This window comes from Endozoicomonas sp. ALB091, from assembly GCF_049310265.1.
Taxonomy (GTDB): domain Bacteria; phylum Pseudomonadota; class Gammaproteobacteria; order Pseudomonadales; family Endozoicomonadaceae; genus Endozoicomonas.
Window position 1 is genome coordinate 19607 of record NZ_JBLYNQ010000008.1, and the last position, 14531, is coordinate 34137.

General features: G+C 48.0%; 6 protein-coding genes. 5 read left to right on the forward strand and 1 reads right to left on the reverse strand.

Features of this window, described 5'->3' with window-relative positions:
- Positions 1-52: 52 nt before the first annotated feature.
- Positions 53-868, reverse strand: a complete 816-nt coding sequence (gene mutM / locus ACO6UX_RS17055) for a bifunctional DNA-formamidopyrimidine glycosylase/DNA-(apurinic or apyrimidinic site) lyase (RefSeq protein WP_422450533.1) — start codon at positions 866-868, stop codon at positions 53-55.
- A 191-nt stretch (positions 869-1059) separates the two neighbouring features.
- Here mutM and ACO6UX_RS17060 point away from each other — a divergent pair, with 191 nt between their 5' ends.
- The 5 genes from ACO6UX_RS17060 (at position 1060) to ACO6UX_RS17080 (ending at position 14509) form a co-directional block, all read left to right on the forward strand.
- Complete coding sequence (locus ACO6UX_RS17060; RefSeq protein WP_422449589.1) at positions 1060-3879, forward strand: DUF1601 domain-containing protein; 2820 nt, start codon at positions 1060-1062, stop codon at positions 3877-3879.
- A gap of 94 nt (positions 3880-3973) precedes the next feature.
- Positions 3974-6844, forward strand: coding sequence for a DUF1601 domain-containing protein (locus ACO6UX_RS17065; RefSeq protein WP_422449590.1), 2871 nt, complete (start codon positions 3974-3976; stop codon positions 6842-6844).
- A gap of 53 nt (positions 6845-6897) precedes the next feature.
- The gene (locus ACO6UX_RS17070; protein ID WP_422449591.1) at positions 6898-9915 is read left to right on the forward strand and encodes a DUF1601 domain-containing protein; all 3018 of its coding nucleotides are present in this window, start codon (positions 6898-6900) and stop codon (positions 9913-9915) included.
- 53 nt (positions 9916-9968) lie between these two features.
- Positions 9969-12833 carry an RAP domain-containing protein gene (locus ACO6UX_RS17075; protein ID WP_422449592.1) on the forward strand — a complete coding sequence of 955 codons (2865 nt, stop codon included), beginning with the start codon at positions 9969-9971 and terminating at the stop codon, positions 12831-12833.
- A gap of 53 nt (positions 12834-12886) precedes the next feature.
- Positions 12887-14509 carry an RAP domain-containing protein gene (locus tag ACO6UX_RS17080; RefSeq protein WP_422449593.1) on the forward strand — a complete coding sequence of 541 codons (1623 nt, stop codon included), beginning with the start codon at positions 12887-12889 and terminating at the stop codon, positions 14507-14509.
- The last annotated feature ends 22 nt before the right edge of the window (positions 14510-14531 follow it).

The following is a 14531-nucleotide window of genomic DNA, read 5'->3' on the forward strand; positions in this document are numbered from 1 at the left end:
AAGTTCCTGATTTTTTTGCACGCAATAGTCGTTAACCTAATACTGTCGTTCATCACCGCTGGCAATGAGCACAATAACAGCTGCTCCGGTTCCCCAGTTTTATTGCCTTAATGGTTTTGCCGCACTTTATGCACGGCTGGCCTGCCCGGCCATAAACCGCCAGCTCCTGTTTAAAGTAACCGGGTTTGCCATCTCCCCCGACAAAATCACGCAAGGTGGTGCCGCCTTGTTCAATGGCTTTGGCCAGAGTCTCTTTGATGGCATCGACTAACCGTTCATAGCGGTTCAGAGAGATTTTGCCACAGGCCCGGTCAGGCCTTATCCCGGCTTTGAACAACGCTTCACTGGCATAAATATTACCGACACCGACCACTACTTTATTGTCCATGATAAACGTCTTGGCAGACTGGCTTCTGCCCCGGGACATTTGCCATAGACGCCGGGCCGTGAACTCACTGTCCAGCGGCTCAGGCCCCAAATGCTTGAGCAGCTTATGTTCATGGAGAGGGCGTGCAGACCAGAGAACAGCGCCGAAGCGGCGAGGATCTGTGTATCTTAACCGTTGGCCATCGGTCAGCAGAATATCGATATGGTCGTGTTTTTCCACAGGTGCATTGGTTGTTATCACCCTCAGGCTGCCGGACATCCCCAGGTGCAGAATCAGGTGGCCTGACCCGGTATCCAGCAGCAGATACTTTGCCCTTCTCTTTACCTGCCTGATCGTCTTGCCACTGAGGATTTGATTGATATTGTCAGGCACCGGCCAGCGGAGTCTGGGTTCACGGACGATGACTTCCTGAATGGTGTGACCTTCAATATGAGGCTTAATGCCTCGCCGGGTGGTTTCAACTTCTGGTAGCTCCGGCATGGTTGTCTGCTCCATTGATACGTTCAAACTGCTGCCTGTTGATGCCCTGGGAGGCTGTCCGAGAATCACCGGTCATCAAATCTGTTATCAGTTTTATCATACGCTAACTGGCAACCCTTCTGAATAATGAGCCTTGGACAGAACAGTAGTCTACTTTTTATATTCTTTACGGCTTGAATTCAGGAATAATCATGGATAGAGGTGGTGATGGTATAAGTTGGCAAGACACAACATCAGGTAATGATTATAAACAACCGGATGATCATCCCGGTTTTTCAAGGAGTGGGCGATACCGGCATGGCACAGTCAGGCAGGGGCATGCTTTACCCTACATCCCGAGGCGTAATGAATTTTATAATACTTCTGACGTATGCTCTTCTCACTGTCCACCAAGACACTCAGTAAAACCTGTTCATGAATTAAATGCGCTCATTATACGAGAAAAAATGGATTGGCTGGTGAGGTTATCTGCTCGTTACGGTGAGTACTATGATGGTAAAAAACACAGTCAATTTGCCACTTCAATTAAACAATACACATCAGCTTTGAAACGACCTTTAAATCTTAGTGAACAACGCCAATTGATACCATTGTTGCACGATTTTAAAGCGACACCCGGGTGGGCTTGGCGAGGCCTGACGACAACGCTTCATTCATTGACTACAGCGGGTGTTTTTACCCCTCATAAATACATGGATGAAGGGGTTAAGGAAGCTCAAGTATCTTTATTGTCAACTTTACTTGATACAGTAATACTTAAATGCAACCAAAAAAACGCAGCCAGTGATATTGATGCACAAGGTATCAGCAACCTGCTGTGGACCATGGCGAAACTGGTGGGCAACGGACTGGAGCTGGAGAAGACTGCGAAACTCAAAGAGGCCGTGGTCGCGCTGTTGCCCCATGTGAAAACCATAGCCGAATCAAAAGAAAAGAAAGACCACTTTAACACTCAAGGTACCGCCAACCTGCTGTGGGCCCTGGCGAAACTGGTGGACAACGGGCTTGAGCTTGCGCAGACACCGAAGCTCAAAGAAGCCGTGGCGGCGATGTTGCCCCATGTGAAAACCAAGGCCGAATCAAAAGAAGAGAAAGACCAATTCAAGCCACAGGAAGTCACCAACCTGGTGTGGGCCGTGGCGAAACTGGTGGACAACGGACTGGAGTTGGAGAAGACACCGATATTCAAAAAGGCCTTGGCCGCGCTGCTGCCCCATGTGAAAACCAAAGCCGAATCAAAAGAAAAGAAAAACCACTTTATTCCTCAACATATCGCCAACCTGCTGTGGGCCTTGGCGAAACTGGTGGGCAATGGGCTGGAGCTGGAGAAGACACCGAGGCTCAGAGAGGTCGTGGCTGCGCTGTTGCCCCTTGTGCAAACCAAAGCCGAATCAAAAGAGCAGAAAGACCACTTTATTCCTCAGCATATTGCCAACCTGTTATGGGCCGTGGCGAAACTGGTGGAGCATGGACTGGAGCTGGAGAAGACACCGAAACTCAAAGAGGCCGTGGCCGCGCTGTTGTCCCATGTGAAAAGCAAAGCCAAATCAAAAGAGAAAGACCACTTTATTCCACAGCATATTGCCAACCTGTTATGGGCCGTGGCGAAACTGGTGGAAAATGGACTGGAGCTGGAGAAGACACCGAAAATCGAAGAGGCCTTGGCCGCGCTGATGTCCCATGTGAAAACCAAAGCCGAATCAAAAGAAGAGAAAGACCACTTTAATGCCCAGCATGTCGCCAACCTGCTATGGGCCATGGCGAAACTGGTGGAGAATGGGCTGGAGCTGGAGAAGACAGCGAAGCTCAAAGGGGCCGTGGCCTCGCTGTTGCCCCATGTGAAAAACAAAGCCGAATTAAAACAAGAGAAAGACCGCTTCAACACTCAAACTACCGTCATCCTGCTGTGGGCTGTGGTGAAACTGGTGGACAACGGGCTGGAGCTGGAGAAAACACCGAAGCTCAAAGAGGCCGTGGCCGCGTTGTTGCCCCATGTGACAACCCAGGCCGAATCAACAAAACAGAAAGACCTCTTCATGCCACAGGAAGTCACCAACCTGCTGTGGGCCCTGGCGACACTGATGGACAATGGGCTGGAGCTGGAGATAACACCGAAGCTCAAAGAGGCCGTGGTCGCGCTGTTGCCCCATGTGAAAACCAAAGCCGAATCAAAAGAAGAGAAAGACCAGTTTAATCCTCAGCATATCGCCAACCTGCTGTGGTCCGTGGCAAAACTGGGTGAGGCCATTGAGCTGAACCTGGTTAAATCTACGTTCGATTCTCTTGTCGACCGAATCAGTGAAAGCCCTCAGTTCTCTCAACAAGGTATATTGATGTCTCTCTGGGGAGTCATGGTATTTTGTGCCAGGTTTTATCTTTATGATGGCAATAAAAGCTCACTTGAAAAGCACATAGGTGACCTGTTATCTCGCCTGGAAAATACATTCCCAATAGATACAGAGGATGAATCCATCGTTGGCATGGCTACCAGCTGGCTTGGAAGAGCGTGTCCGGTCGTCCCCCATTACCAGACAAGTATTTCACAATTTCAATCCACCTTTCGCGATCGACTGCAATCAAGCCTTCCGTCTTTGAAGATTGAAGAAGAAAAGAGTTTGAACTCATTACCTCCGGTTGACCTGCTACTGCCAGATTACAACATGGTTATCGACATTCAGGGACCTTCTCATTACGTGAGTGGTGATTTCAAAACCAGAAATGGTTCGACGTTGTTGAAAATTGCCCTGCTGCAGAAATCAGGATTTGAGGTCATTGAAATCCCGGTGAACAAGCTTGTGAACCAGAAGTCAATAAAAACAGTGATTGAGCAAGTAAAGACAAAGTTAGCCGTCCCGCCAGAGGCTCATGGCTCTGTGTCATTTAACAGGGAAGAGGAGTCGGCAGACGAGGCATATTTTACTGCCGAAGAGTATTTGGAAGAGCAAACAGATAAACCAAAAAGAAAAAGGAAGAGAAGAAAAGCCGGTAAAACTTATTTACATAAGCATTAATTAAACCAGAGTTTATAGACACTCAGGCAAGATGAACTATAAACAAGACAGCAGTCTACTTTTTATATTTTCCATGAACGAATGAAATATAAATATGGATAGAGCTGGTGCTGGCATAAGTCAGAAATACACGACATCCGGTAATGATTATAAACAACCGGAGGATCATGTCGGTGCTTCAGGGAGTGCGCGATACAGGCATGGCACAGTCAGGAAGGTGCATATGCCACTACGCTATACCCGGAAGCGTAATGAATTTTATCCTGCTTCTGATGCCTGCTCTGCTAACCATCCACCAGGGCATTCAATAAAACCTGTTCATGGTTTTAATGCTCTCATCACACCAGAAAAAATGGATTGGCTGGCGAGGATATCTGCTCGTTATGGTGACCGCGATGATGGTAGAAATCATGGTCAATTTGCCTGTTCAATCAAACGGTACACATCAGGGGCAAAACGACTATTAAATCATAGTGAACAACGCCAACTGATACCATTGTTGCATGCTTTTAAAGTGACACCCTGGTGGTCCTGGCGAAGTCTGACAACAACGCTGCATTCATTTACTTCAGCGGGTGTTTTTGTTTTTACCCCTCATAAATACATGAATGAGGGGTATGGGGAAACTCAAGCCGCTTTACTGTCAACTTTACTTGATGCATTAATACTTAAGTGCAACCAAAAACCTGAAACCAGGGATATTGATGCACAAGGTATCGCCAACCTGCTGTGGGCCGTGGCAAAACTGGTGGACAATGGGCTGGTGCTGGAGAAGACGCCGAAGCTGAAAGAGGCCGTGGCCGCGCTGTTGCCCCATGTACAAACCAAAGCCGAATCAAAAGTAGGCCACTTCAATCCACAGGAAGTCACCAACCTGCTGTGGGCGGTGGCGAAACTGGTGGGCAATGGGCTTAAGCCGGAGAAGATGCCGAAGCTGAAAGAGGCCATGACCGCGCTGTTGCCCCATGTGAAAACCAAAGCCGAATCAAAAAAAGAGAAAGACTACTTCAAGCCACAGGAAGTCACCAATCTACTGTGGGCCGTGGCGAAACTGGTGGACAATGGGCTGAAGCTGGAGAAGACGCCGAAGCTCAAAGAGACCGTGACCGTGCTGTTGCCACCTGTGAAAACCAAAGCCGAATCAAAAGAAGGGAAAGACCAATTTACTCCTCAGCATATCGCCAACCTGCTGTGGGCCCTGGGGAAACTGGTGGACAACGGGCTGGAACTTGAGAAAACACCGGAGCTCAAAGAAGCCATCGTCGCGCTGCTGCTCTGGGGGAAAACCAAAGCCGAATCAAAAGAAGAAAAAGACCACTTTACTCCTCAGCAAATCACCAACCTGATTTGGGCCTTGGCGAAACTGGTGAGCAACGGGCTGGAGCTGGAGAAGACAGCGATGCTCAAAGAATCCGTGCCCGCGCTGCTGAACCATGTGAAAACCAAAGCCGAATCAAAAGAAGAGAAAAACCATTTTATTCCTCAGCATATCTCCAACCTGCTGTGGTCGGTGGCGAAACTGGTGGACAACGGTCTGAAGCTGGAGAAGACAGTGAAGCTCAGAGAGGCCGTGGCCGTGCTATTACCCCATGTGAAAACCAAAGCCGAATCAAAAGAAGAGAAAGACCACTTTATGCCACAGGAAGCCGCGAACTTGCTGTGGGCCTTGGCGAAACTGGTGGAAAACGGGCTGGAGCTGAAAAAGACCGCGAAGCTTAAAGAGGCCGTGGCCGCGCTGTTGCCCCATGTGAAAACCAAAGCCGAATCAAAAGAAGAGAAAGACCACTTCAAGCTGCAGGAAGTCGCCAACCTGCTGTGGGCCTTGGCGAAACTGGTGGACAACGGGTTGAAGCTGGACAAGATGCCGAAGCTCAAAGAGGCCGTGGTCGCGCTATTGCCCCATGTGAAAACCAAAGCTGAATCAAAAGAAGAGAAAGACTACTTCAACACTCAAGCTGCCGCCAACCTGCTTTGGGCCGTGGCGACACTGGTGGACAACGGGCTGCAGCTGGAGAAGACCACGAAGTTCAAAGAGGTCCTGGCTCCGTTGTTGTACCAGGTGACAACCAAAGCCGAATCAAAAGAAGAGAGAGACCGCTTTACTCCTCAGCATATCACCAACCTGCTGTGGGCTGTGGCGAAACTGGGTGAGGCCATTGAGCTGAGTCTGGTTCAATCTACGTTCAATTCTCTTGTCGACAGAATCAGTAAAAAACCTCAACTCTCTGAGCAAGAGATATCGATGTCTCTTTGGGGAGTCATGGTATTCTGTGCCAGATTTTATCTGGACTCAGGTAGCAATGATAAAAACCCACTTGAAAAGCACATAGGTGAACTTTTTTCTCGCCTGGAAAATACATGTCCGGGCATTATAGAGGTTCAAACCGTCACTGCCATGGCCGCAAGTTGGCTTGGAAAAGCGTGTCCGGTGGTCCCCCATTACCAGATATCCATTTCAGAATCACAATCCACTTTCCGCGATCAACTCCAATCAAGCCTTCCGTCTTTGAAGATTGAGGAAGAAAAGAGTCTGAACTCATTACCTCCGGTTGACCTGCAACTGCCAGATTACAATACGGTGATCGACATTCAGGGACCTTCTCATTACGTGAGTGCTGATTACAAAACCAGGAATGGTTCAACGTTGCTGAAAATCGCCCTGCTGCAAAAATCAGGATTTGAAGTCATTGAAATCCCGTCGAACAAGCTTTGGAAACAGGATTCAATGAAAATAGTTATTGAGCAAATAAAGGCAAGGTTAGCCGTCCTGCCAAAGGCTCATGGCTCTGTGTCACTTAACAGCGGCGAGTGGGTGGCAGACGAGGCATATTTTACTGCCGATGATGGAGGGCAATTTTCAGATGACTGTTATTTTACCGCCGAAGAATATTTAGAAGAGCAAACCAAAAAGCCCAAAAAAAGAAAAAGGAAGAGAAAAAAAACAGTAAAAACTGCTGCCTGCTGATGCCCTAAAATAGTCTACTTTTTATATTTTCCATGAATTAATGAAATATAATTATGGACAGAGGCGGTGCTGGTATAAGTTGGAAATACACAACTTCAGGTAATGATTATAAACGACCGGATGATCATGCCGGTGCTTCAGGGAGTGGGCAATACAGGTATGCCACAGTCGGTCAGGTGAATGTGCCACGCCCCTATCTCCGGAAGCATAATGAATGTCATCCTGCTTCTGACGCCTGCTCTGCTAACCATCCACCAGGAACCCATCCACCAGGACATTCAATAAAACCTGTTCATGGTTTTAATGCTCTCATCACACCAGAAAAAATGGATTGGCTGGTGAGAATATCTGCTCGTTCTGGTGATCACTATGATGGTAAAACACACAGTCAATTTGCCACTTTAATCAAACAATACACATCAAAGGCAAAACGACCATTAAATCATAGTGAACAACGCCAACTGATACCATTGTTGCACGATTTTAAAGTAACACCCGGGTGGACCTGGCGAAGCCTGACAACAACGCTTCATTCATTTACTTCAGCGGGTGTTTTGACCCCTCATAAATACATGAATAAGGGGGATAGAGAAACTCAAGCCGCTTTACTGTCAAATTTACTTGATGCAGTAATACATAAGTGCAACCAAAAACCTGAAACCAGAGATATTGATGCACAAGGTGCCGCCAACCTGCTGTGGGCCCTGGCGAAACTGGTGAACAATGGGCTGGAGCTGGAGAAGACACCGAAGCTCAAAGGGGCCGTGGCCGCGCTGTTGCCCCTTGTGCAATCCAAAGCCGAATCAAAAGTAGACCACTTCAATCCACAGGAGGTCACCAACCTGCTGTGGGCCGTGGCAAAACTGGTGGACAACGGGTTGGAGCTGGATAAGACACCAAAGCTCGAAGAGGCTGTGGCCGCGATGTTGCCCCATGTGAAAACCAAAGCCGAATCAAAGAAAGAGCATTTCAACACTCAAGGTGTCACCAACCTGCAGTGGGCCGTGGCGAAACTGGTGGGCAACGGGTTGGAACTGGATAAGACACCGATGCTCAAAGAGGCTGTGGCCGCACTTTTGTGCCATGTGAAAACCAAAGCCGAATCAAAAGAAGAGAAAGACCACTTCAAGCCACAAGAAGTCGCCAACCTGCTGTGGGCCGTGGCGAAACTGGTGGACAACGGGTTGGAGCTGGATAAGACACCGATGCTCAAAGAGGCCGTGGCCGCACTTTTGTGCCATGTGAAAACCAAAGCCGAATCAAAAGATGAGAAAGACCACTTTATTCCTCAGCATATCGCCAACCTGCTGTGGGCCCTGGCGAAACTGGTGGACAACGGGCTGGAGAAGACATCGAAGCTCAAAGAGGTCGTGGCCGCGCTGTTGCACCATGTGAAAACCAAAGCCGAATCAAAAGAAGAGCAAGGCCACTTCAATCCACAGGAAGTCACCAACCTGCTGTGGGCCGTGGCAAAACTGGTGGACAACGGACTGGAGCTGGAGAAGACACTGAAGCTCAAAGAGGCTGTGCACGCGCTATTGCCCCATGTGAAAACCAAAGCCGAATCAAAAAAAGAGAAAGACCACTTAAAGCCACAGGAAGTCGCGAACCTGCTGTGGGCTGTGGCGAAACTGGTGGACAACGGGCTGGAGAAGACAGCGAAGCTGAAAGAGGCCGTGGCCGCGCTGTTGCCCCATGTGAAAACCAAAGCCGACTCAAAAGAAGAGAAAGACCACTTTATGCCACAGGAAGCCGCGAACGTGCTGTGGGCCTTGGCGAAACTGGTGGAAAACGGGTTGGAGCTGAAAAAGACAGCGAAGCTGAAAGAGGCCGTGGCCGCGCTGTTGCCCCATGTGAAAACCAAAGCCGACTCAAAAGAAGAGAAAGACCACTTCAAGCCGCAGGAAGTCACCAACCTGCTGTGGGCCTTGGCGAAACTGGTGGACAATGGGTTGAAGCTGGACAAGATGCCGAAGCTCAAAGAGGCCGTGACCGCGCTGTTGCCCCATGTGAAAACCAAAGCCGAATCAAAAAAAGAGAAAGACCACTTCAAGCCACAGGAAGTCGCCAACCTGCTGTGGGCCTTGGCGAAACTGGTGGGCAGCGGGCTCGAGCTGGAGAAGACAGCAAAGCTCAAAGAGGCTCTGGTCACGCTGTTGTACAATGTGAAAACCAAAGCTGAATCAAAAGAAGAGAGAAGTCACTTCAATACTCAAGGTACCATCAATCTGCTGTGGGCCCTGGCGAAACTGGGTGAGGCCATTGAGCCGAGCCTGATTAAATCTACGTTTGATTTTCTTGTTGACCGAATCAGTAAAAACACGCAACTTTCTCAGCAATATCTATCGATGTCTCTCTGGGGAGTCATGGTATTCTGTGCCAGAGTTTATCTGGACTCAGGCAGGAATAATAAAAACCCGCTTGAAAAGCACATTGGTGAACTATTTTCTCGCCTGGGAAATACATCCCCGGACAATATAGAGGTTCAAACCGTTATTGCCATGGCCGCAAGTTGGCTTGGCAGACCATGTCCGGTGGTCCCCCATTACCGGACAGTCATTTCCGAATCACAATCCGCTTTCTGCGATCAACTCCAATCAAGCCTTCCGTCTCTGACGATAGAAGAAGAAAAGAGTCTGAACACATTACCTCCGGTTGACCTGCTGCTGCCAGATTACAAAGTGGTTATCGACGTTCAGGGACCAGTTCATTACGTGAGTGGTGATTTCACAACCAGGAATGGCTCGACGTTGCTGAAAATCGCCCTGCTGCAGAAATTGGGATTTGAGGTCATTGAAATCCCGGTGAACAAGATTGATAACCAGGATTCAATCAAAACAGTTATTGAGCAAATAAAGGCAAAGTTAGCCGTCCTGCCAAAGGCTCACGGCTCTGTGTCTCTTAACAGCGGCGAGTGGGTGGCAGACGAGGCATATTTTACTGCCGATGATGGAGGGCAATTTTCAGATGACTGTTATTTTACCGCCGAAGAATATTTAGAAGAGCAAACCAAAAAGCCCAAAAAAAGAAAAAGGAAGAGAAAAAAGCGAGTAAAAACTGCTGCCTGCTGATGCCCTGGAATAGTCTATTTTTTATATTTTCAATGAATTAATGAAATATAATTATGGACAGAGGTGGTGCTGGTATAAGTTGGAAATACACAACATCAGGTAATGATTATAAACGACCGGATGATCATGCCGGTGCTTCAGGAAGTGGGCAATACAGGTATGCCAAAGTCAGGCAGGTGAATGTACCACGCCCCTATCTCCGGAAGCATAATGAATGTCATCCTGCTTCTGACGCCTGCTCTGCTAACCATCCATCAGGACATTCAATAAAACCTGTTCATGGTTTTAATGCTCTCATCACACCAGAAAAAATGGATTGGCTGGTGAGGATATCTGCTCGTTATGGTGATCACTATGATGGTAAAACACACAGTCAATTTGCCTGTTCAATCAAACAATACACATCAGGAGCAAAACGATTATTAAATCAAAGTGAACAACACCAACTGATACCATTGTTGCACGATTTTAAAGTGACACCCGGGTGGACCTGGCGAAGCCTGACAACAACGCTTCATTCATTTTCTTCAGCGGGTGTTTTGACCCCTCATAAATACATGAATAAGGGGGATAGAGAAACTCAAGCAGCTTTACTGTCAAATTTACTTGATGCAGTAATACTTAAGTGCAACCAAAAACCTGAAACCAGGGATATTGATGCACAAGGTGCCGCCAACCTGCTGTGGGCCCTGGCGAAACTGGTGAGCAATGGGCTGGAGCTGGAGAAGACACCGAAGCTCAAAGAGGCGGTGGCCGCGCTGTTGCCCCAGGTAAAAACCAAAGCCGAATCAAAAGCAGAGAAAGACCATTTCAAGCCACAGGAAGTCGCGAACCTGCTGTGGGCCATGGCGAAATTGGTGGACAACGGACTGGAGCTAAAGAAGACAACGCAGCTCAAAGAGGCCGTGGCCGCGCTGTTACTCCAGGTAAAAACCAAAGCCGAATCAAAAGCAGAGAAAGACCACTTTAATGCCCAGCATATCGCCAACCTGCTGTGGGCCGTGGCGAAATTGGTGGACAACGGGCTGGAGTTGGAGAAGACACCGAAGCTCAAAGAGGCCTTGGCTGCGCTGCTGCCCCAAGTGAAAACCAACGCCGAAGCAAAAGAAGAGAACGACCACTTCAAGATACAGGAAGTCGCCAATCTATATTGGGCCGTGGCGAAACTGGTGGACAATGGGCTGGAGCTGGAGAAGACACCGAAGGTCAAAGAGGCTGTGGCCGCATTGTTGCCCCATTTGAAAGCCAAAGCCCAGGCAAAAGAAGAGAAGGAACACTTTATTGCTCAGCATATCTCCAACCTGCTGTGGGCCCTGGCGAAACTGATAGACAACGGGCTGGAACTGGAGAAGACACCAAAGCTCAAAGAGGCCGTGGCCGCGCTGCTGCCCAAGGTGAAAAAAAAAGCTGAATCAAAAGAAGAGAAAGACCACTTTATTCCTCAGCATATCGTCAATCTGCTGTGGGCCGTGGCGAAACTGGTGGACAACGGGCTGGAGCTGAAGAAGACAGCGAAACTCAGAGAGGCCGTGGCCGCGCTATTAGCCCATGTGAAAATCAAAGCCGAATCAAAAAAAGAGAAAGACCGCTTTATGTCTCAACATATCTCCAACCTGCTGTGGGCCATGGCGAAATTGGTGGACAACGGACTGGAGCTGAAGAAGACAGCGAAGCTCAAAGAGGCCCTGGTTGCACTGCTGCCTCAGGTGAAAATCAAAGCCGAATCAAAAGAAGAGAAAGACCACTTCAAGTCACAGGCAGTCGCCAACCTGCTGTGGGCGCTGGCGAAACTGGTGGACAACGGGCTGAGGAACACACCGAAGCTCAATGAGGTCTTGGCCGCACTGTTGCCCCATGTGAAAACCAAAGCTGAATCAAAAAAAGAGAAAGACCACTTCAACAATCAAGGCAGCATCAACCTGCTGTGGGCCTTGGCAACACTGTTGGACGACGGGCTGGTGCTGGAGAAGACAGCGAATCTTAAAGAGGTGGTGTCTGTGCTGTTGTATCATGTGAAAACCAAAGCGGAATCAAAAGAAGAGAGAAACGACTTCAACACTCAAGGTACCATCAACCTGCTGTGGGCCATGGCGAAACTGGGTGAGGCCATTGAGCTGAACCTGGTTCAATCTATGTTCGATTTTCTTGTCGACAGAATCAGTAAAATCCGTCAACTCTCTCAGCAAAATATATCGATGTCGCTCTGGGGAGTCATGGTATTTTGTGCCAGGTTTTATCTGGACTCAGGCAGCAATGATAAACACTCGCTTGAAAAGCACATAGGTGAACTATTTTCCTGCCTGGTCAATACACCCCCGGGCAATATACAGGTTCAATCCGTCATGGCCATGGCCGCAAGCTGGCTTGACAGAGAGTGTCCGGTGGTACCCCATTACCAGACAGTCATTTCAGAATTGCAATCCACTTTCCGCGATCAACTCCAATCAAGCCTTCCGTTGTTGAAGATTGAAGAAGAAAAGAGTCTGAACTCATTACCTCCGGTTGACCTGCTGCTGCCAGATTACAAAGTGGTTATCGACGTTCAGGGACCTTTTCATTACGTGAGTGGTGATTTCAAAACCAGGAATGGCTCGACGTTGCTGAAAATCGCCCTGCTGCAAAAATTAGGATTTGAGGTCATTGAAATCCCGGTGAACAAGATTGATAACCAGGATTCAATGAAAACAGTTATTGAGCAAATCAAGGCAAAGTTAGCCGTCCCGCCAGAGGCCCATGGCTCTGTGTCACGTAATAGCGGCGAGTGGGTGGCAGATGAGGCATATTTTACTGCCGATGATGGAGGGCAATTTTCAGATGACTGTTATTTTACCGCCGAAGAATATTTAGAAGAGCAAACCAAAAAGCCCAAAAAAAGAAAAAGGAAGAGAAAAAGGCCAGTAAAAACTGCTGCCTGCTGATGCCCTGGAATAGTCTACTTTTTATATTTTCCATGAATTAATGAAATATAATTATGGACAGAGGTGGTTCTGGTATAAGTTGGAAAAACACAACATCAGGTAATGATTACAAAAAAACAGACGTTCAGGCCACTGCTTCAGGGAGTGGGCAATACAGGCATGGCACAGTCAGAAAGGTGAATGTGCCACTGTCCTATATCCAGAAACGTAATGAAGGTCATCCTGCTTCTGACGCCTGCTCTGCTAACCATCCACCAGGATATTCAGTAAAACCTGTTCATGGTTTTAATACTCTCATCACACCAGAAAAAATGGATTGGCTGGCGGGGATATCTGCTCATTATGGTGATCACTATGATGGTAAAACACACAGTCAATTTGCCTGTTCAATCAAACGGTACACATCCGGGGGAAAACGACCATTAAATCATAGTGAACAGCGCCAACTGATACCATTGTTGCACGATTTTAAAGTGACACCCGGGTGGACCTGGCGAAGCCTGACAACAACACTTCATTCATTTACTTCAGCGGGTGTTTTGATCCCTCATAAATATATGAATAAGGGGGATAGGGAAACTCAAGCCGCTTTACTGACAAATTTACTTGATGCAGTAATAAATACGTGCAACCAAAAACCTGAAGCCTGGGATATTGATGTACAAGGTGTCGCCAACCTGCTGTGGGCCCTGGCGAAACTGGTGGACAACGGGCTTGAGCTGGAGAAGACAGAAAAGCTCAAAGAGGCCCTGGCCACGCTGTTGTACCATGTGAAAACCAAAGCCGAAGCAAAAGAAGAAGGAAGTCTCTTCAATACTCAAGGTACCGTCAGTCTGCTTTGGACCCTGGGGAAACTGGGTGAGGCCATTGAGCCGAACCTGATTAACTCTACGTTCGGTTTTCTTGTTGACCGAATCAGTAAAAACCCTCAACTCTCTCAGCAATATATATCGATGTCTCTCTGGGGAGTCATGGCATTCTGCGCCAGAGTTTATCTGGACTCAGGCAGGAATAATAAAAACCCGCTGGAAAAGCACATAGGTGAACTATTTTCTCGCCTGGGAAATACATCCCCGGACAATATAGAGGTTCAAACCGTCATTGCCATGGCCGCAAGCTGGCTTGGCAGAGCATGTCCGGTGGTCCCCTATTACCGGACAGTCATTTCCGAACCACAATCCGCTTTCTGTGATCAACTCCAATCAAGCCTTCCGTCTTTGACGATAGAAGAAGAAAAGAGTCTGAACTCATTACCTCCGGTTGACCTGCTGCTGTCAGATTACAACACGGTTATTGATGTTCAGGGACCTTCTCATTACGTGAGTGGTGATTTCAAAACCAGGAATGGCTCGACGTTGCTGAAAATCGCCCTGCTGCAAAAAGCGAGATTTGAGGTCATTGAAATCCCGGTGAACAAGATTGATAACCAGGATTCAATGAACATAGTTATTGAGCAAATCAAGGCAAAGTATGCCGTCCTGCCAAAGGCTCATGGCTCTGTGTCACTTAACAGCGGCGAGTGGGTGGCAGATGAGGCATATTTTACTGCCGATGATGGAGGGCAATTTTCAGATGACTGTTATTTTACCGCCGAGGAATATTTAGAAGAGCAAACCAAAAAGCCCAAAAAAAGAAAAAGGAAGAGAAACAGGCCAGTAAAAACTGCTGCCTGCTGATGCCGTAGAATAGTCTATTTTT